The organism is Micromonospora sicca, from assembly GCF_003172935.1.
Classification (GTDB): Bacteria; Actinomycetota; Actinomycetes; order Mycobacteriales; family Micromonosporaceae; genus Micromonospora; species Micromonospora sicca.
In genome coordinates, this window is sequence record NZ_QGKS01000054.1 from 1 (window position 1) to 18,114 (window position 18,114).

Annotated in this window: 21 protein-coding genes and 1 pseudogene; 11 read left to right on the forward strand and 11 right to left on the reverse strand. The window is 72.7% G+C overall.

What is annotated here, in order from left to right; genetic code table 11:
• Positions 1 to 213: 213 nt before the first annotated feature.
• The gene (locus DKT69_RS00875; RefSeq protein ID WP_236647236.1) at positions 214 to 531 is read left to right on the forward strand and encodes a hypothetical protein; all 318 of its coding nucleotides are present in this window, start codon (positions 214 to 216) and stop codon (positions 529 to 531) included.
• A gap of 60 nt (positions 532 to 591) precedes the next feature.
• Here DKT69_RS00875 and pstB read toward each other — a convergent pair whose 3' ends face one another.
• From pstB to DKT69_RS00910, 7 genes are all read right to left on the reverse strand, one after another.
• The gene (gene pstB, locus DKT69_RS00880; protein WP_109799705.1) at positions 592 to 1,368 is read right to left on the reverse strand and encodes a phosphate ABC transporter ATP-binding protein PstB; all 777 of its coding nucleotides are present in this window, start codon (positions 1,366 to 1,368) and stop codon (positions 592 to 594) included.
• A gap of 20 nt (positions 1,369 to 1,388) precedes the next feature.
• On the reverse strand, positions 1,389 to 2,477 hold the full coding sequence (pstA, locus tag DKT69_RS00885) for a phosphate ABC transporter permease PstA (RefSeq protein WP_109799706.1): 1,089 nt from the start codon (positions 2,475 to 2,477) through the stop codon (positions 1,389 to 1,391).
• Positions 2,474 to 3,562 (reverse strand): phosphate ABC transporter permease subunit PstC, encoded by a 1,089-nt coding sequence (pstC, locus tag DKT69_RS00890; RefSeq protein ID WP_109799707.1) that lies wholly within the window; start codon positions 3,560 to 3,562, stop codon positions 2,474 to 2,476. Before pstC ends, pstA begins: the two co-directional genes overlap by 4 nt.
• A gap of 46 nt (positions 3,563 to 3,608) precedes the next feature.
• Positions 3,609 to 4,712: a phosphate ABC transporter substrate-binding protein PstS gene (gene pstS, locus DKT69_RS00895; RefSeq protein WP_109799708.1), complete on the reverse strand. Its 1,104-nt coding sequence runs from the start codon at positions 4,710 to 4,712 to the stop codon at positions 3,609 to 3,611.
• A gap of 311 nt (positions 4,713 to 5,023) precedes the next feature.
• A complete protein-coding gene (gene mshD / locus DKT69_RS00900; protein ID WP_109799709.1) occupies positions 5,024 to 5,947 on the reverse strand; it encodes a mycothiol synthase in 924 nt (307 codons plus the stop codon).
• A gap of 67 nt (positions 5,948 to 6,014) precedes the next feature.
• Positions 6,015 to 6,860: a polysaccharide deacetylase family protein gene (locus tag DKT69_RS00905; protein ID WP_109799710.1), complete on the reverse strand. Its 846-nt coding sequence runs from the start codon at positions 6,858 to 6,860 to the stop codon at positions 6,015 to 6,017.
• Positions 6,861 to 7,034: 174 nt separating this feature from the next.
• Positions 7,035 to 7,748, reverse strand: a complete 714-nt coding sequence (locus tag DKT69_RS00910; RefSeq protein WP_109799711.1) for a winged helix-turn-helix transcriptional regulator — start codon at positions 7,746 to 7,748, stop codon at positions 7,035 to 7,037.
• A 252-nt stretch (positions 7,749 to 8,000) separates the two neighbouring features.
• Between DKT69_RS00910 and DKT69_RS00915 the strand changes: the two genes are divergently transcribed.
• From DKT69_RS00915 to DKT69_RS00935, 6 genes are all read left to right on the forward strand, one after another.
• Positions 8,001 to 9,056 carry a hypothetical protein gene (locus tag DKT69_RS00915; RefSeq protein ID WP_109799712.1) on the forward strand — a complete coding sequence of 352 codons (1,056 nt, stop codon included), beginning with the start codon at positions 8,001 to 8,003 and terminating at the stop codon, positions 9,054 to 9,056.
• 80 nt (positions 9,057 to 9,136) lie between these two features.
• Positions 9,137 to 9,922, forward strand: coding sequence for an LmeA family phospholipid-binding protein (locus tag DKT69_RS00920; protein ID WP_109799713.1), 786 nt, complete (start codon positions 9,137 to 9,139; stop codon positions 9,920 to 9,922).
• 95 nt (positions 9,923 to 10,017) lie between these two features.
• Positions 10,018 to 10,095, forward strand: a complete 78-nt coding sequence (locus DKT69_RS40925) for an Ms5788A family Cys-rich leader peptide (RefSeq protein ID WP_311202345.1) — start codon at positions 10,018 to 10,020, stop codon at positions 10,093 to 10,095.
• A gap of 205 nt (positions 10,096 to 10,300) precedes the next feature.
• Complete coding sequence (locus tag DKT69_RS00925; RefSeq protein WP_109799714.1) at positions 10,301 to 11,149, forward strand: sulfurtransferase; 849 nt, start codon at positions 10,301 to 10,303, stop codon at positions 11,147 to 11,149.
• A 5-nt stretch (positions 11,150 to 11,154) separates the two neighbouring features.
• The gene (locus tag DKT69_RS00930) at positions 11,155 to 11,478 is read left to right on the forward strand and encodes a DUF1416 domain-containing protein (protein ID WP_109799715.1); all 324 of its coding nucleotides are present in this window, start codon (positions 11,155 to 11,157) and stop codon (positions 11,476 to 11,478) included.
• Between the two features lie 154 nt (positions 11,479 to 11,632).
• Complete coding sequence (locus DKT69_RS00935; protein WP_109799716.1) at positions 11,633 to 12,499, forward strand: hypothetical protein; 867 nt, start codon at positions 11,633 to 11,635, stop codon at positions 12,497 to 12,499.
• 16 nt (positions 12,500 to 12,515) lie between these two features.
• Here the strand turns inward: DKT69_RS00935 and DKT69_RS00940 are convergent, their stop codons facing one another.
• The 3 genes from DKT69_RS00940 to DKT69_RS00950 all read right to left on the reverse strand — a co-directional run bounded on the left by DKT69_RS00940 (position 12,516) and on the right by DKT69_RS00950 (position 15,400).
• Entirely contained in the window at positions 12,516 to 14,570 is a 2,055-nt protein-coding gene (locus tag DKT69_RS00940) for an amylo-alpha-1,6-glucosidase (protein WP_109799717.1), read from the reverse strand.
• Positions 14,567 to 14,947, reverse strand: a complete 381-nt coding sequence (locus tag DKT69_RS00945) for an SCP2 sterol-binding domain-containing protein (RefSeq protein WP_109799718.1) — start codon at positions 14,945 to 14,947, stop codon at positions 14,567 to 14,569. Before DKT69_RS00945 ends, DKT69_RS00940 begins: the two co-directional genes overlap by 4 nt.
• A 90-nt stretch (positions 14,948 to 15,037) precedes the next feature.
• Positions 15,038 to 15,400 (reverse strand): DsrE family protein, encoded by a 363-nt coding sequence (locus DKT69_RS00950; RefSeq protein ID WP_109799719.1) that lies wholly within the window; start codon positions 15,398 to 15,400, stop codon positions 15,038 to 15,040.
• A 23-nt stretch (positions 15,401 to 15,423) separates the two neighbouring features.
• On the opposite strand from DKT69_RS00950, the gene mtfM reads away from it, so the two are divergent.
• Positions 15,424 to 15,528, forward strand: a complete 105-nt coding sequence (gene mtfM / locus DKT69_RS40820; RefSeq protein WP_281180942.1) for a small membrane protein MtfM — start codon at positions 15,424 to 15,426, stop codon at positions 15,526 to 15,528.
• Between the two features lie 55 nt (positions 15,529 to 15,583).
• The gene (locus tag DKT69_RS00955; RefSeq protein WP_109799720.1) at positions 15,584 to 16,171 is read left to right on the forward strand and encodes a heme-binding beta-barrel domain-containing protein; all 588 of its coding nucleotides are present in this window, start codon (positions 15,584 to 15,586) and stop codon (positions 16,169 to 16,171) included.
• Between the two features lie 9 nt (positions 16,172 to 16,180).
• Here DKT69_RS00955 and DKT69_RS00960 read toward each other — a convergent pair whose 3' ends face one another.
• On the reverse strand, positions 16,181 to 17,029 hold the full coding sequence (locus DKT69_RS00960; protein WP_109799721.1) for an aminotransferase class IV: 849 nt from the start codon (positions 17,027 to 17,029) through the stop codon (positions 16,181 to 16,183).
• Positions 17,030 to 17,098: 69 nt separating this feature from the next.
• Here DKT69_RS00960 and DKT69_RS00965 point away from each other — a divergent pair, with 69 nt between their 5' ends.
• Together DKT69_RS00965 and DKT69_RS00970 are read left to right on the forward strand one after the other, a co-directional pair.
• The gene (locus DKT69_RS00965; RefSeq protein WP_109799722.1) at positions 17,099 to 17,527 is read left to right on the forward strand and encodes a Fur family transcriptional regulator; all 429 of its coding nucleotides are present in this window, start codon (positions 17,099 to 17,101) and stop codon (positions 17,525 to 17,527) included.
• Positions 17,524 to 18,114 (forward strand): annotated as a pseudogene (locus DKT69_RS00970) (CAF17-like 4Fe-4S cluster assembly/insertion protein YgfZ); the annotation flags it as partial. The gene DKT69_RS00965 and the pseudogene DKT69_RS00970, both read left to right, overlap by 4 nt.

Below are 18,114 nucleotides of genomic sequence, written 5' to 3' on the forward strand. Positions count from 1 at the left end.
CCCCCGCCTCGACCTCCCCGACGACGGCGAACCCCGCTTCGTCCTGGCCTGACCCGCACCGCCCTCCGCGATCTTGCACTTTCGCCCGGGCAAAACCGGCTTTCCGGGCAACCCGGCGGGCCCTGACTGCAAGATCGGCGGGGCGGGCGGTCAGCCCGCCGCGCGGAGGTAGCGGGTGGCGAGGGTACGCAGCAGGTCGGCCAGTTCCGGTGGGTGCTGGACGTTGAAGTCGGTGTCGAGGAGGCCGAGCCAGACCGCCATCGTCTCCAGGCGGTCTACGAGGACGCGGCGGCCGTCTCGCCGCTGCAGAAGGCGGGCGGTCGCGGCACCGGGCCGCTGGAGCCCACCACGGTGCCGCTCGGCCTGGCCAACTTCGCCTGGGACTTCCAGTCGATCCGCACCCTGGCCGAGCGGGACCACAAGAACATCGTCTCCTGGAACACGTACGACCGGGGCAGCCACTTCGCCGCCCACGACGCGCCGGACCTGCTGGTGGCCGACATCCGCCGGTTCTTCGCGGCGTTGCGGTGAAGACGCCGAGGGGCGTCGGTCGACTCGACCGACGCCCCTCGCGGACCGGGAACCAGCGGCTCAGCCGAAGCGGCCGGTGATGTAGTCCTCGGTCTTCTTCACGCTCGGGTTGCTGAAGATCTTCTGGGTGTTGTCGTACTCGATCAGCCGGCCCGGGTCGCCGGTCTTCTCGATGGAGAAGAAGGCGGTCCGGTCCGACACCCGGGCGGCCTGCTGCATGTTGTGCGTGACGATGACGATGGTGAACTTGTCCTTGAGCTGGAACATCAGGTCCTCGATGGCCAGCGTCGAGATCGGGTCCAGCGCCGAGCAGGGCTCGTCCATCAGCACCACCTGGGGCTCGACGGCGATGGTGCGGGCGATGCAGAGCCGCTGCTGCTGACCGCCGGACAGGCCGGCGCCCGGCTTGCCGAGCCGGTCCTTGACCTCGTCCCAGAGGTTCGCCGAGCGGAGCGCCTTCTCGGCCGCCTCCTCCAGGATCGACTTCCTGCGGATGCCGTTGAGCCGCAGGCCGGCCACCACGTTCTCGAAGATGCTCATGGTGGGGAACGGGTTCGGCCGCTGGAAGACCATGCCGATCATCCGGCGGACCGCGGTGACGTCCACGTCCCGGTCGTAGATGTCCTGGTCGTCGATCGTCAGGCTGCCCTCGACCCGGGCGCCGGGGAGCACCTCGTGCATCCGGTTGATGGACCGCAGGAAGGTGGACTTGCCGCAGCCGGACGGGCCGATCAGGGCGGTGACCGTCTTCGGTTCGACGGTCAGGTTGATGTTCTCGATCGCCTTGAAGGCGCCGTAGTACGCGGTGACGTTGGTGGCTTCGATGCGCTTGGCCATGATGGCGGTACCTCCGGGGTTCATCGGCCGAGCCGGTTGCGACGGGCCAGCAACTTCGCCGCGATGGTCAGGACGAGTACGAGGGCGACCAGGGTCAGCGCCGCGGTCCACGCCCGCGCCGGCGAGTACTTCGAGGCCTCGCCGGCCTGCTGGTAGACGAAGAGAGCCAGCGACGACTGGTTGTTCTCGAACGGGTTGAAGTTGATCGCCGCGCCGCCGCCGGCGACGAGCAGTACCGGGGCGGTCTCACCGGCGGCCCGCGCGATGGCGAGCATGATGCCGGTGACGATGCCCGGCAGCGCCGTCGGCAGAACAACCCGCAGGATGGTCTTCCACTTCGGCACGCCGAGGGCGTACGCGCCCTCCCGCAGCGGCGCCGGGACGAGGCGGAGCATCTCCTCGGTGGAGCGCACCACGGTCGGGAGCATCAGCACGCTCAGGGCCAGCGCCGCGGCGAAGCCGGAGAATCCCGGCCGCCCGTCGTTGAACCACGGTGAGACGATCAGCACCCAGAACGCCAGCACGAAGAGGCCGGTGACGATGGACGGGATGCCGGTCATCACGTCGACGAAGAACCGGATGGCGAAGGCGAACCTGCCCCGGCCGTACTCGACGATGTAGATCGCGCAGAGCACCCCGAGCGGGACGGTGATCAGAGTCGCGATGCCGACCTGCTCCAGTGTGCCGATGATGGCGTGGTAGGCGCCGCCGTTCGCGTCCCGGGCCCCGATGTTGTTCATCGAGGTGCCGAAGAAGTTCCCGTCGAGCCGTTCGACGCCCTTGCTGACCAGGGTCCAGACCACCGAGGCCAGCGGCAGCACCGCCAGCACGAAGGCCGAGTGGATCAGCGCGCTCCAGGTGCGGTTGCGGGCCGCCCGCCGCCCCTCGACCGCGTTCGCGGCGGTGAAGAGCCCGGCCAGGTAGCACAGCGCGCCGAGGACCACCACCAGGACGGGGCCGCCGATGCCGAGGCCGTAGACGACCCCGGCGGCGACCAGCAGGGCCGCGACGGCGATGGCGGGCGCGGCGTACCTCGGCAGCCGCTTGGCCCGCAGCGTGGCCGGCTGCGCCGGCGGCCGCGGGCGGTGGGTGGTGACAGTCGTTGTCATGCGGCCGACTCCGTGAACTCGCGGCGGCGGTAGATGATCGCCCGGGCGGTGATGTTGACGATCAGCGTGATCGCGAAGAGCACCAGGCCGGAGGCGATCAGCGCGCCCCGACCGGTGTCGTTCGCCTCGGCGAACCGGTTCGCGATGTTCGCGGCGATGGTGTTGCCGCCGCTTTGCAGGACGTTGAACGAGATGGCGTAGGTGGAGCCGAGGGTCAGCGCCAGCGCGATGGTCTCGCCGAGCGCGCGACCCAGGCCGAGCATCACCGCGGCGATGATGCCCGGGCGCCCGTACGGCAGCACGGCGGTGCGCAGCATCTCCCAGCGGGTGGCGCCCAGCGCGAGGGCGGCCTCCTCGTTCGCGGTCGGGGTCTGCAGGAACACCTCGCGGGAGAGCGAGGTGATGATCGGCAGCACCATGATCGCCAGCACCAGGGAGCCGAGCAGGATCGAGCTCCCGTACGGGCCGTCGCCGAAGATCGGGATCCAGCTGAAGTACTTGTTCAGCCAGGTCGACAGGTCCGTGATCGGTCCGACGAGGTAGTCCCGGCCCCACAGGCCGAAGACCACGCTGGGCACGGCGGCCAGCAGGTCGATCACGAAGCCGAGGCCGGTGCCGATCCGGCGCGGGGCGTAGTGCGTGAGGTAGAGGGCGATGCCCAGCGCGACCGGCACCGCGACGAGCAGCGCCAGCAGCGCGGTGAGCACGGTGCCGAAGGCGAGCGCGCCGATGCCGAACTTGGGCGGGTTGTCGTTCGGGAACCAGCCCTCGAAGGTCCAGAAGTCCTCGGTGTTCGCCCGCAGAGCCGGCACGGCCTTGGCGATCAGGAAGACCGCGATCGCCGCGATGATGACCAGCACGGCGGCGCCGGCGGCGAGGGTGAGGCCGCGGAAGGCCCGTTCCGCGCCGAAGGCCCGGGCCTTGGGCAGGCCACCGCCGCCGCCCAGTCCGTTCCCGATCGGGGTACGAGGGTTGCCTGAGGTCTCGGCCACACGCGCCGAGGCACCGGCGGGCCACTCGTGACCGGAGGTCACGCGGGTCCCGCCGGTGCCGGCGTGTGCCGAGCGGTGAGGGGTTTCACCCATCTGCTCGCTCGCTTCGAATTGAGGAGGTGGTGTTGCTCGGAGGAGGTCAGGAGAGGTTCTTGACCGCGGCCTCGACCTTGGTGCGGACCGAATCCGGCAGCGGGGCGTAGCCCAGCTCGACCAGGTCGGCCTGACCCTCGGCGCTGGCGGCGTGGCTCAGCAGGCCCTTGACCAGCGGCAGCTTGTCGGCGGCCAGGCCCTTGCTGCAGACGATCTCGTAGGTCGCCAGGACGATCGGGTAGGCCCCGGCCTCCTTGGTGTTGTAGTCGATCGACATCTTCAGGTCGTCGCCCTGGCCCTCGAACTTGGCCCCGGCGATGGTCTTGCCGGCCGACTCGGCGGTGAGCTCGGCCCACTCGCCGGCGCCGTTCTGCACCTTGGCCTTCTTCAGGCCGCCGTTCTCGGCGTACGACCACTCGACGTAGCTGATGGTGCCGTCGGTGCCCTTGACCTTGCTGGCGACACCGTCGGACTTGGCGGCGCCCACGCCACCCGGGGCCTTCCACGCCTTGGCGTTGCCGAAGGTCCAGTCCGCCTCGGCGGTCTTGGCGAGGTACTTGGTGAAGTTGTCGGTGGTGCCCGACTCGTCGGAGCGGTGCACCGCCTGGATCGCGGTGGCCGGCAGCTTGGCGTCCGGGTTGTCGGCCTTGATGGCCGCGTCGTCCCACTTGGTCACCGTGCCGGCGAAGATCTTCGCCAGGGTGCCCGGCTTGAGCTGGAGGTTGTCCACGCCGCTGACGTTGTAGACGACGGCCACCGGGCCGATCACCATCGGCAGATTGAGCGCCTGGCCGCCCGCGCACTTGGCGTCGGCCTGCGGCTGCTCCTCCGGCTTGAGGGCCGAGTCGGAGCCGGCGAAGTCGGCGGTGCCGGCGATGAAGGCCTGGATGCCCGCGCCGGAGCCGGTGGGCTCGTAGTTGATCGTGGTGCCGGCGCACTTCTGCTGGTACGCCTTGATCCACTCGGCCATCGCGTTCTTCTGCGCGGAGGAGCCCTGCGCGTTCAGCGTGCCCTTGCCGCAGTCGACCGCGGCCGCGGAGCCGGAGGCGGAGGTGCCGGTCGGCTCGTTGTTGTCCGACCCGCAAGCGCTGAGACCGAGCACCGCAGTGAGAGCGAGGCAGGCAATGGCGCCGTGCCGCTGGAGCTTCACCTGAGGGGTTTCCCTTCACGTCTTTGGTCAGTCGCCCGGACGAGGCCGGGGGCCGGCGCTGACCGGCTGACCTGAAAGTTAGAAGTGCCAGGTGGACGGTTCGCCGGTCGGAAGTGAACGGAAGATGAACAGGTCCGTCCGACGGGGTGACCGTGCGCTGAGTGGGGGTTGTCCGTTAAGTGAACTCGCGGCCCACTATCGCTATTAATGCTATTTATCAGGACAGCCGTTACCGGGCCGAGCCCACCCCGTGACACCACCGTGACCGATCTTCCGGACGCGACGGTCGCCCGGAGGGCCGGGGCGGGGAGTCAGCCGAGCTGGTAGTTGACGTGGCCGGACCAGCGGGCGAAGCCGAGCCGCTCGTAGAGCGCCATCGCCCCCGCGTTCGACTCGTCGACGTAGAGCATCACCCGGTCCAGGCCCCGCCGGTCCCGCAGGTACGCGAGCCCGGCGGTGGTCAGCGCCTTGCCGAGGCCGCCGCCGTGCGCGGACGGGTCGACCCCGAGCACGTAGACCTCCCCGGTCCGGGCAGACCCGGGACGCTCGTGCACCTTGGTCCAGTGGAAGCCGAGCAGCCGGCCGGTGGCGGACTGCACGGCGAGCAGGAAGCCGGCCGGGTCGAACCACGGCTCGGCGAGGCGTAACCGCAGGTCGGCCGGGGTCCAGCGGCCCTGCTCCGGGTGCGCGGCGAAGGCCAGGTTGTTGAGCGTCAGCCAGGCCTCGTCGTCCACGCCCGGCTGGAAGGCGCGCAGCTCCACCCCGTCGGGCAGGCGTACCTCCGGCAGTGCGGCGGTGAGCGGCCGGCGGAGCTGCCAGAGCACCCGGGCGCGGGTGAAGCCCAGGTCGACCGCGAGCGCGGCGGCGGACGGATGGTCGCCGTGCGCCCACGCGCGCAGTGGACCGGACGCCGCGGCCAGCACACCCCGGGCCAGCGCCCGGCCGGTGCCGCGCCGCCGGTACGTGGGGTGCACCACCAGCTCCACCCCGATGCCGCCGGCGTCGGTGGTGTCCAGGTGGGCGTAGCCGGTGAGCGTCCCGTCGGCGGCCCGGGCGGTGAGGTGCACCGCGGGCGCCTCCGGGTCCCGCAGCCGGAGCAGCACGTGCTCGTCGAGCGGGTCCGCGCCGTCGGCGTCCCCGGCCGTGCGGGCCAGCGCCAGCACCTCGGCCACCTCGACCGGCGCCAGCCGGTCGGCGCGGGCGACACGGTCGGCGGTCGGCGCGGTGCTGCTCATCCCGTCACCGTAGCGGCCCGCGCCCGGCCGCTCGCGCCGGACGCGGGGACCGGCAGCGCGACTCCCGTCACGTGGTGCCGGTGGGCAGCGCCTCCAGTTGGAACCGGCTCATCAGCTCGGGCAGGAGGTACCGCAGCGCCGCCACGGTGCCGGCACGGTCCCCGCCGGCGTCGTGCATCAACACGATCGCGCCGGGCGCGGTCTGGGTCAGCACCGTGGCGGTGATCTTCGCGGCGCCGGGCACGGTCCAGTCGGCCGGGTCGACCGCCCAGTGCAGCGGCGCCATGCCCAGCTCCCCGCAGACCGACGCCACCCGGTAGGTCCAGGCTCCGCCGGGCTGCCGGTAGTACGCGATCGGCGCGCCGGGCACCGCGGCCCGGATCGCCTCGTTGGTGCGGAGCAGGTCGGCCCGGATCTCGTCGGGCGGGCGCGTGCCCAGGTCGATGTCGTGGTTCCACGAGTGGTTGCAGAGGGTGTGGCCCTCGGCCACGATCTGCTGGACCAGGTCCGGGTGGCTCTCCACGTTCTCGCCCACCACGCAGAAGGTGGCCTTGACGTTGTACTCCCGCAGGAGCGCGAGCACCTCGGGGGTGTACAGCGGGTCCGGCCCGTCGTCGAAGGTGAGCGCCACCCGGGAGGAGCCGGTGGAGACCAGGCTGCCGAAGGGCCCCTCGCCGCCGTCGGCGGAGTGCCGGCGGTCCTCCCGAGTGGGGCTCGCCGAGGGGGCCTCCGGGGAGTCGGCCGGGCTCGGCGGCTGGTCGCCGTAGCGCGGGCTGTTGACGCTCGCCGTCACGCCGGTGCCGTGTCCCGGCTGGTCGGGGAGGAGGCTGCGGCCCAGCGCGTACGCCGAGCCGAGCAGCGCGGCCGCCACCAGCGTCACGACGCCGGTGGCCCGCAGCGTCGACCCCGGCATCAGAAGCCCCGACCGTTCGGATCGGGGCCCGGTCCTGTCGTCGCCCCCGTGATGATCACGCCCACCGTCGCCCCCTTTTTGTCGACCCGGCAGTCAGCCTAAAACTGGGCAGGTCGGGCAAAATGGGCGAACTTAAAATGGGCCCCTAAGGGGGTGTATTGGTCGAACAGCCGGTCAGACCGACAGCGGGGCGGGCTCCGACTCGGGCAACGAACGGGACGGCGGGACGACGAACTTGTAGCCGACCTGGCGGACGGTCCCGATCATCGACTCGTACTCCGAGCCGAGCTTGGCGCGCAACCGCCGGACGTGCACGTCGACCGTACGGGTGCCGCCGAAGTAGTCGTAGCCCCAGACCTCGCGCAGCAGCTGGTCCCGGGTGAACACCCGGCCCGGGTGCTGGGCCAGGAACTTCAGCAGCTCGAACTCCTTGTAGGTGAGGTCGAGCGGGCGGCCCTTGAGCTTCGCCGCGTAGGTGTCGGGGTCGATGGTCAGCTCGCCGGCCCGGATCGAGCCGCCGGCCCCCGCCGTCGCGTTGCTGATCCGGCCCACCGCGAGCCGCAGCCGGGCCTCCACCTCGGCCGGGCCGGCCCCGGCCAGGATGACGTCGTCCACGCCCCAGTCGGCGTTGAGCGCGATCAGGCCGGCCTCGGTGACCACCGCGACCAGCGGCACGCCGAGCCCGGTGGCGTGCAGCATCCGGCAGGTGGCCCGGGCCTCGCTCAGCTCGGCGCGGGCGTCCACCAGGACCGCGTCCGGGCTGGGCCCGCTGACCAGCGTGCGGACGTCGCGGGGCGCGGTGCGGACCGAGTGCGGCAGCAGGTCGAGTGCCGGCAGCACCGCCGATGGCTCACCTGCGCGCGCGGTCACCAGCAGCAGGAGCTCCACACGATCACCTCCGTCCCGGCGGCCCTTCGACCGCGCGCGAACAGCGGCACGCCCGACCGGGGTGGCGCTGAGAACTTGCGTGGGTCCCGGCGTCGCTGACGGGCGGGTAACGGCTTGAGCGTAACCGATCGCCCCGGCTTCACCTCCGTGCCCTTTCCGCTTTGTCTGATCTGCCCCTGATCGCGGCGCAGGTTTTAACGTTGCCGAAACCGTGACCTCCGCCGGGGCGGCCCGGTCTGGCACGATCGGGGCGTGTTTCCCTCCACCTCGCCCGAGACCGGCCGCGACCCCTGGGCCGGCGGCGCCCGTCCGGCGCCGGCCGACCCCTCCCGTGGCTACCCGCCGGGCCCGCGTACCGGCCCGGCCGCCGATGACGGCGGGGAGCGGCGGGAGCGGAGTGGTCCCCGCCGGCTCCGCAAGGGCGGCCCGGCCCGGCGGCCCGACGACGAGCCCGCCGACGACACCGCCGAGGAGGAGGTGGAGCCGGTCGCGGTACGCCGACCGCTCGCGCTCACCGTCGCCGGGTTCGCCGCGCTGCTCGGCGTGGGCCTGGTGCTCGGCGCGCAGACCGCCGGGCCCGGGCACCGGCTGCCGTTCGCGTTCATCATCTTCGGCGTCCAACTGCTCTTCGTGCTGGCCTGGACGATGGCCATGCGGCCGCCCGCGCTGCTGCTGGTCGCCCTGGTCAGCGCCGGTGTCGCCGCCGCGGCCGACGCCGCCGCCGTGCAGTCGGAGATCGCCGGCCTGGCCCCCCTCGGGTACGCGGCGGTCGGCGGCCTCGTCCTCGGCGTGCTCGGTCAGCTCGTCCGCCGGGTCGACCGGGTCCGGGTGACCGACTCGCTCGGCGGCACGCTGCTCATCGTGGTCGGCGTGGTCGCGTTCGGGACCCTGATCGTGCTGAGCCGGATCCCGGCCGGCACCCAGGCCATCACCGTCTGCCTGACCGCGACCGGCGCCGCGCTCACCGTGGCCCGGCTGACCGACGCGGTGGCGCCCTGGCCGCGGCTCGCCCCCCAGGTGCCCCGCGGTGCGGCCGGCGTGGTCGTCGGCGCGATGGTCGGCACCCTGGTCAGCGCGGTGCTCGGCAGCTACCTGGTCGGCTTCACCCCGACCAGCGCCGCCCTGATCGGCCTGGTCACCGCGGCCACCGCGGTGCTGGCCGACCTCGCCGTCGGGTACGCGGAGGCGGGCCGGCTGATGGCCGGCGAGGCGCCGACCATGTGGGTGGCCCGGCACATGCAGGGCCCGCTCGGCGGTTTCGCGCTGGCCGCGCCCGCCGCGTACGCCATGTGCGTGCTCTTCCTCTGAGCCGGCGATTGAGCGATCCAGCCATCGGGTACTACCGGTGCGCCGCACCGCGGCGACCGACAGCGAACACAGGAGGCGGCGTGTCACAGGCCGAGGCGGCGTACGAGGAACGGCCCCGGCGGCGCGGGCGCAAGGTGCTGATCGGGTTCGTCGTCCTGCTACTGGTCCTGGCCGGGCTGCTGGTGGTCGCCGACCGGGTGGCGGCCGGCGTGGCCGAGCGGGCCATCGCCGACCAGGTGAAGCAGGAGGTCGCCAAGCAGGACGCGCAGTCCGCCGCGCCGCAGGTCCAGGTCGGCGGCTTCCCGTTCCTGACCCAGTTGCTGGCCGGGAAGTACGAGCACATCTCGATCGTGCTGACCGACGTGCAGGGTCCGGTGCGGGGCGACACGGTCAGCGTGCCGCGACTCGACGTGGACGCCCGCGACGTGCGGGCCTCGCTGGACACCATCCGTTCCGGTCAGGGCGAGGTGGTTGCCGAGCGCGTGGACGGTCGCGGCACCATCACCTACGACAGCCTGGCCAAGCTGCTCGACCGGCCCGGGCTGACCCTCGGGGAGCAGGGCGGCAAGCTGGCCGTCACCGCTCCGGTCGACATCCTCGGCGTCAAGCTCACCGTCGTCGGCACCGCCGACGTGACCGTCAAGGACAACAAGGTGGCGCTGCGCTTCAACAACCTGAACGCCGAGGGGCTGCCCAACGTGCCGCTGGCCCGGACGCTGCTGGCCAACTACGCCAAGGGCATCTCGGTCGACGTACCCCTGCCCGAGCTGCCGTTCCAGCTCAACGTCCGCGCGGTCGAGCCGAAGCCGGAGGGGTTGACGGTGACCGCCGACGCGCGGGACGTACCCATCAATTCGGCCGGCTGACCGGCCACGCCGCGCCCACCACCGGCCGGGAGCGGCGTCCCGGATGCTGGTCGGTCCGGTGGCGCGCCGAGGGGCGGCTGGTAGGCTGCCTGCTCATGGGGACACTCCTCACCAAACGGCGCGCGGTCGACCTGTGCCGCGTGGCCACCTGCCTGTGTCGCCCCGTCATCTGACGGCGGGGCTGTCCTCGGCCGCCTAGCGGCCACCGGCACGCAGGGTCCGCGTACCCTCCGGTGCTCCCCTGATCGCCCGGCAGCGGCGCCGTCGCACGAACCCGTGATCCCGTTCCTAGCTCTGGGTCCCGCGCGTGGTGCGACAATCATCGACTTCGACCTCCGCGCGCTGGCTCACCATCCATCCTCACCAGGGAGTGATCTGATGAGTCGCGACACCGCACTCGTCTCGGCCGAGTGGGCCGAGAAGAACATCGACGCCCCGGGCGTCGTCTTCGTCGAGGTCGACGAGGACACCTCGGCCTACGACACCGGCCACATCGCCGGCGCGATCAAGCTCGACTGGCGCACCGACCTCCAGGACCCGGTCCGCCGGGACTTCCTCGACAAGGCCCAGTTCGAGACGCTGCTCTCCGAGCGCGGCATCGCCAACGACGACGCCGTGATCCTGTACGGCGGCAACAACAACTGGTTCGCCGCGTACGCGTACTGGTACTTCAAGCTCTACGGGCACCGCGACGTGAAGCTGCTCGACGGCGGCCGCAAGAAGTGGGAGCTGGACGCCCGCCCGCTGGTCACCGACAAGGTCGAGCGCCCGGCGACGCAGTACGTCGCGCAGGAGCCCGACCTCTCGATCCGCGCCTTCCGGGACGAGGTGGTCGATGCCATCGGCACCAAGAACCTGGTCGACGTGCGCAGCCCCGACGAGTACGCCGGCCGGCTGCTCGCCCCCGCCCACCTGCCGCAGGAGCAGGCGCAGCGGGCGGGCCACGTGCCCACCGCGATCAGCGTGCCGTGGTCCAAGGCGGCCAACGAGGACGGCACCTTCAAGTCCGACGACGAGCTGCGCAGGATCTACGCCGCCGCCGGCCTGGACGACAGCAAGGAGACGATCGCGTACTGCCGGATCGGCGAGCGCTCCTCGCACTCCTGGTTCGTGCTCCAGGAGCTGCTCGGGCACCGGAACGTGAAGAACTACGACGGCTCCTGGACCGAGTACGGTTCGCTGATCGGCGTGCCGATCGCGCTCGGCGACGAGCCCGGGGAGGCCTGATTTCCATGACCGCTCCCACCGCCGCCGGTTGCGCGGCTCCCGACCAGGCCGCGCCGCTGCCGGCCAGCCTGGACCTGGAGAAGGAAACCGTCATCACCGGCCAGGTGCTGGCCGAGTCCGGCGAGGTCGTGCCGGGCGCGTACGTCCGGCTGCTCGACTCCACCGGTGAGTTCACCGCCGAGGTGGTCACCTCCCCGGCCGGCCAGTTCCGGTTCTTCGCGGCGCCGGGCAGCTGGACCCTGCGGGCGCTCTCCCGGCACGGCAACGGCGACACCGCCGTCACCGCCACCCGCGGGATCAACGAGGTGACCGTCACGGTCGCCGCCTGACCCACGCTCTGATCGGCCCACGGGGCCGGTCGCCCCGGCCCGGGGTGACCGGCCCCGTCGGCCGTCCCGCCGGGGCCCGGTCCCGTGACCGGGGTGGTCGTACCTGCGCACGGGCCGGCGCCCGGGGCGGGCCGCCGCGTGACACCATGGCCCGGTGAGTGGTGCTGTCCAGGCCGGGTACGCCCCGCCGACCGGTCCCGACCAGCCGGCCCCCGGCCGGCGGCGGCTGCGCCGGCTGTTGGCCGCGACCGTGGCGTGGGCGGTGCTGCTTGCCGTGCTGACCTGGATCTCCGTCCGCGACGACCCGCCGACCGTGCGCGAGCAGCGCAGCCTGGCCGAGGCCGGGCCGGTGGTCGACCGGGCGGTGGGTGAGCTGCTGGCGGCGGCGGGCGACGGCGGCGCGGCCTGGCTCGTGCCGGACGTGCTCCGGCGGGGCTGCCGGGTCACCCCGTTCGCGGACGGCGCCGCGCTGACCCGCGGGGTGGAGGTGCTCCTCGCCGACGACGACGCGCGCGGGCTGCTCCAGCGGGTGGCCGACCGGCTGCCGGCGGACTGGCGGGCCGGGGTCCGGGTGACCGGCGAGGGGCCGGTGCTGCGCGCCGACGCCGGTGAGTTCGTCGCCGTGGAGGGTCGCTCCACCGGGTCGGGCCGGGTCCGGCTCACCGCCGAGACCGGCTGCCGACCGGTGGGCGCCGGCTACCGCGCCCCCACCGCCGACGGCGGGTCGGAGGCGGCCATGGTCACTGAGCTGCTGGGTGGTTTCGGCGGCGCTGCGGGCCCGGTGGAGGTCTCCGCCGCGCCCTGCCCGGACGGCGCGACGGCCCGGACGGCCACGGCCGTCTCGGCGCCGGACCGGCCCGACCGGCCGACGCTGCCTGGCGCGCTGTCGCGGTTCAGCGACGGCACCCTGCAGGTCCGCGCCACCACCGAGCTGTACGCCTACCGGTCGAGCCGCACCGTGGTGGCCGAACGCGTCGACGGGCGGGTCCGGCTGACCGTCGCCGCGATCTGCCGCCGCTGACCGCGGCCCCTCCGCGTCAGTGGCCCCGGGTGTCGTCGTGCGGGCTACGGCTGCGACCCAGGGCGTCCACGCGGCCCCAGCGACCGGGGATGTCGAGCAACTCCACCCGGCCCATCCCCTCGGGGACGGCGGGGTCGATGATCAGGTGTTCGCCCTGCGGTTCGAGGCCCAGCATCACCCGGAGCAGCAGCAGCGGGGTCCCGGCCGACCAGGCTTGCGGACTGCACGCGGTCGGGTACTGCACCGGATAGTCGGTGAGGTCCCGCTCGTAGCCGGCGAACGCCTCCGGCAGCCGGCCGTCGAAGAACCGGGACGCGCTCACTACCGACTCGCAGATCCGGCCGGCCTCCTCGCGGAAGCCGTACTTCCACAGCCCCCAGGCGATGATCGAGTTGTCGAACGGCCAGACCGTGCCGACGTGGTAGCCGACCGGGTTGTACCGCCCCTGGTCGTCGGCGAGGGTCCGCACCCCCCATCCGGAGAAGAGCCGGGGCCCGAGCAGGTGCTCGGCGACCGACACGGCCCGGGACTCGTCGACGATCCCGCTCCACAGCAGGTGTCCGATGTTGGAGGAGAGGGCGTCGATGTGCCGCCCCTCCGGGTCCAGGGCGAGCGCGTAGTACCCGCGCTCCGGGATCCAGAAGTCTCGGTTGAACCGCTTCTTCAGCTCCGCGGCCTCCCGCTCCAACCGGTCGGCGTACGCCGGGTCGTTCCAGATCCTCCGGGCCATCCGGGCGCCGCGCAGCTTCGCGTCGTAGGCGTACCCCTGGAGCTCGCAGGTGGCGCGGGGGAACGCGGGCAGCCGGCCGTCGCGGTAGGAGACCGAGTCCCAGGAGTCCTTCCAGCACTGGTTCTGCAGGCCGGTCTCCGGGTTGCGGGTCATGTACCAGACGTACCCCGTGCCGAGCAGGTCGCCGTAGGTGTCGATCCAGTTCAGTGCCGCCCGGGCCTGGGACTCGAGTTTACGGACCAGGCCGGCGTCCCCGGTCCACCGCTCGTACTCGTCGAGCAGGATGACGAAGAGCGGGCTGGAGTCGGCCGAGCCGTAGTAGGGGGAGTGCGGCTGCTCCTCGAAACCGGCCGTTTCGCCGTACCGGAGCTCGTGCAGGATCTTGCCCGGTTCCTCGTCCCGGAAGTCGTCCAACCGGCTGCCCTGGAGCCCGGCCAGCATCAGCAGGGTGGGCGGGACCAGTGCCGGCAGGAACGGCAGCAACTGCAACGAGGTGAACAGGCTGTCCCGGCCGAAGAGGGTCATGAACCAGGGCAGGCCGGCGGCGAGCAGGCGTACGCCGAGCGTGATCGACTCGTACCGGAGCGCGGCGAGGTCGTTCAGGCTGCGCCGGTACGCCCCCGCGAGCGACTGGCAGTCGCAGCCGAGCTTCGGCGCCCGGTCGATCAGGTCGTTCTGCTCGGCGTGGATGTCCGCGGCCCCGCGGCGACCGCCGAGCGGCAGGGTCGCCCGGACGTCCTCGCCGCGGGCGCCGTAGATGTTGGTGGCGACGTGCAGCCGGGTGGTCCACTCGCCGTGCCGGCCGACCCGGATCCGGAAGGTCATGCCCCGGTCGTCGATCTCGCCGCGGGCGGAGGTGCTGATCACCACCTCCCGGTGGAACCCCTCCCGGCGGTAGCTGAGCCGGAGCTCGTTGTCGCCGACCGTCGGGCTGGTGCGCCCCTTCTTCTGCCGCTCGTGCTTGATCTCGAAGAGGTCGGCGAAGTCGGCGCCCATGTCGAGCCGGAGGGCGAACTCGACCTCCCGCTCCGAGTGGTTGAGCACGGTCAGCTCCTCGGCGAAGCTCCCGCCGATCGAGCGGCTGCGGATCACCGAGACCTTGGCGTCGAGGTAGTGCGTCGGCTCGCCCGGCACCAGGAAGAACCGGGTCCGGTACGACTGGGCGTCGTCGATGGACAGGGCGTGCAGCCGCTGCCCGTCGAGGGTGAGCAGCCAGGTGGAGAGGAACCGGGTGTCGAAGGAGAAGAGCCCGGTGGGAAAGTCGAAGGACGGCTCAATGTCCCCCTGCCGGTCGCAGACCAGGAAGGTGTTGCCGTCGAGGATGCTGACCCGCTCCGTCATGCCGGCCGTCCGGCCTGCTCGCGGGCGGTCTGTCGGGGGTCGCGGGTGCCGGGCGGGTCGGGGAAGAAGCGCCGGAAGGCGAGGAAGAGCAGCACCTGGCCGCTGAACGTGCACTCGTTGCGCAGCACCGAGGCGATGCCCTGGGCGCGCCCGGTGACCAGCCGCTCGAAGAGGCCGGCGCTGCTGGTCCAGACGGCGTCGGCCGGTCCATGCTCGTGCCTGACCCGGACGGAGCCGGGGGCCAGCTCGATCAGCCAGTGGTCGGTGCGGTTGCCGGTGGTCAGGTCGATTTGAAGGGTTCCGGCAATCGGACTGCGCAGCACCGCCGGGGCGCGCGCCGGCAGTGACGCGAAGAACTGTTCGATCGCCTCGCCCACATCCGAATCGTAGGCAGTGACCCGACATGTCGGGTCACTATCGGTACTCCACCCGAAAAGGACATGCCAGGCGGAGCTGGCCGGCCGGCGTCAGTAGACGAGGGCCTGGGCGCCCTCGGCCATCGCCTCCTCGACGAAGACCGCCGCCCCGGCGATGCGCACGCCGGGGATGACGTCGCCGGGACCGATGTCCCGGCGGGCCGCGCACTGGGTGCAGGCCGTCACCTTCCCGGTGGCCAGGATCACGTGCAGCAGCTCGGCCAGCGGCGCGGAGTGCGGCAACTCGAACTCCTGTGCCTTCCCGGGCAGCGCGAACCAGGTGGACTCGCCGGTCAGCCAGAGCGACACGTCGACCCCGGCGGCTGCCGCCGTGGCGGCGACCGTGAATGCCTGCGCGCACCGCTCCGGGGCGTCCGCGCCGGCGGTGGCCTTGACGACGAGAGTGCGGGCCATGGGGCCAGCATAGGATGGCCGGGATGGTCACCGAGATCGGGTTCGTCAGCCTGCTGGTCGCCGGCCTGGGCGCGCTCGCCGGTGGCCTGGTCTACCTTGCCGTACGCATGTCGAGAGGTAACTGGTGAGCGCGAGGAGTGAGCCGGGTTTGCGAGCCCCGCAGTCACGAACGGAGACGGTTCAGTGAGTGAGAACCCGCTGCAGCCGCCGTGGCTGAACGCGCCGCCGGTCGACCCGTACCCGTACGAGGAGAGCCACGACCTGCGCGTCGGCCCCAAGCTGCACCCGAGCCTGGACGGCCTGCTGCCGTACATCGGGGTGTGGCGCGGGCGCGGGCGCGGCGGTTTCCCCACCATCGAGGACTTCGACTTCGCGCAGGAGATCCGGATCAGCCATGACGGCCGGCCGTTCCTGTTCTACGAGTCGCGGGCGTGGATCCTCGACGAGCAGAGCCGCCCGGTGCGCCCGGCCGGCCGTGAGGTCGGCTGGTGGCGTCCGGTGCTGGACGGCGAGCGGGTCACCGACGAGCTGGAAGCCCTGATGACCACGCCGACCGGCGTGATGGAGCTGCACATCGGCAAGCGCAAGGGCACCCAGATCGAGTTCGCCACCGACGCGGTGGTCCGCACGGCGACGGCCAAGGAGGTCACCGCCGGCGCCCGCCTGTTCGGCATCGTCGAGGGCGCGCTGCTCTACGCCCAGGAGATGGCCGCCATGGGCCACGCCCTCAGCCCGCACCTGTCCGCCCGCCTCGTCCGGGTGGCCGGCTGACCCGAGCCGTCACGGGACGGGGAAGGCCAGCAGGTTCCGGAGCGCGGCGGTCCGCTCGGAGCGGGGCACGGGCGTGCCGTCCAGCGCGGTCACCTCGGCGAGGCCGCGCAGGGACGAGGTGAGCCAGACCCCGCCGGCCCGCCGCAGCTCCGGGACGGTGACCATCCGTTCCCCGGGGGTGAGGCCCAGCTCGCCGGCGTGGTCGAGGAGCCAGCGGGCGGTGACGCCGGGCAGGATGCCGGTGGCCGCGGCCGGCACGGTGCACAGCGTCGAGCCGGCCAGCCAGATCACGTTCGCGCTCGGCCCCTCCAGCACGTACCCGTCGCTGGAGAGCCACAGCACGTCGTCCACCCCGTTGCGGGCCGCCCAGCGGCGGGCCGCGGTGCTCACCCCGTACGAGGTGGACTTGATCCCGGCCGGCAGCCAGCCCAGCGCGGTACGGGCCGCGGCCGGCACCCCGAGGGGGAGGGTGACCACGGTCACCCCGTCCCGCCGGGCCCGCTTCGCCGCCGCCGGGATCTCGCCGAGGGTGGCCCAGACGGTCGGCGGCCCGCCGCCCTCCGGGCCCCGGGTGCAGACCAGCCGCAGCGCCCCCTCCACCTCGGCCGGCCAGCCCGCGCGTACCGCGTCCAGCAGCTCGACCAGGACGCCCTCGGGCGGCAGCGACAGGTCGACGGCCGCCGCGCCGGCCCGCAGCCGGGCCAGGTGGGCGTCGAGCAGCCAGGGCCGTCCGTCGCGCAGGTGCATCGTCTCGAAGAGCCCGTCGCCGTGCAGCGCGCCCCGGTCGTCGCCGCGCAGCACCGGCTCCCCGGCCGGTACGACGCCCCGCCCGAGCACGGCCACCCGCGATGCCACCACGACCGCCGAGCCTAGTGGCGTACGACATCGGCGGCCGGTCGGGCGCGGCGGCCGAACTATGATCGGACGGTGTCCGAATCCTCCCTCGCGGAACTGCTCCGCTCCCGCGGGCTGCGGCTGACGGCGCAGCGGCAGCTGGTGCTCCAGGCGGTGCTGGAGCTGGGGCACGCCACGCCGGAGCAGGTGCACACGGCGGTCCGGGAGGTCGCCGCCGGGGTCAACATCACCACCATCTACCGCACACTCGAGCTGCTGGAACGGCTCGGTCTGGTGACCCACACCCACCTTTCGCACGGCTCGCCGACCTATCACGCGGCCGGCGAGCACCAGCACGTCCACCTGGTCTGCCGGGAGTGCGGCGCGATCGACGAGATCGATCCGGAGCTGCTCCGCCCGCTCGCCGACCAGTTGGCCGCCCAGCGGGGATTCCAGGTCGACATCGGGCACGTGGCGCTCTTCGGCGTCTGCGGCCACTGCGAGGACGGGGAACAGAAATGATCGACATCGCGGGAGCGGTGGCCGCCGAGGCGATCGACGAGGAGACCCGGGACCAGCCGGAGCCCGCCCACCGGGCGGCCGGTGTGCGGGGCGTTGCCGCCCACTACGGCGACCCGATGCGCGAGCAGCGCACTCTGGCCACCGCCGTCGGCCTGGTCGACCGGTCACACCGGGGCGTCGTCGCGGTGCCCGGCGCGGAGCGGATCGGGTGGCTGCACACCCTGACGAGCCAGCACCTGGCCACGCTGAGCGCCGGCCAGGGCACCGAGCTGCTGGTGCTCTCCCCGCACGGCCACGTCGAGCAGCACGCCATGGTCGCCGAGGACGGCGAGACCACCTGGCTGGACACCGAGCCGGGCGCCACCGAGGGCCTGCTGTCATACCTGGAGCGGATGCGCTTCTTCAGCAAGGTGGACCCGCGCGACGCCACCGCCGATTACGCGCTGCTCTCGCTGGTCGGGCCGGAGGCCGGCGGTGCGCTGGACACCCTCGGCGTCGCCGGGCTCGCCGAGCCCGACCTGGTCGCGGTGCCGGGCCCGAAGTTCCGCGCCGGCGAGCTGCCACCGCGGCCCACCGTCGTGTACGAC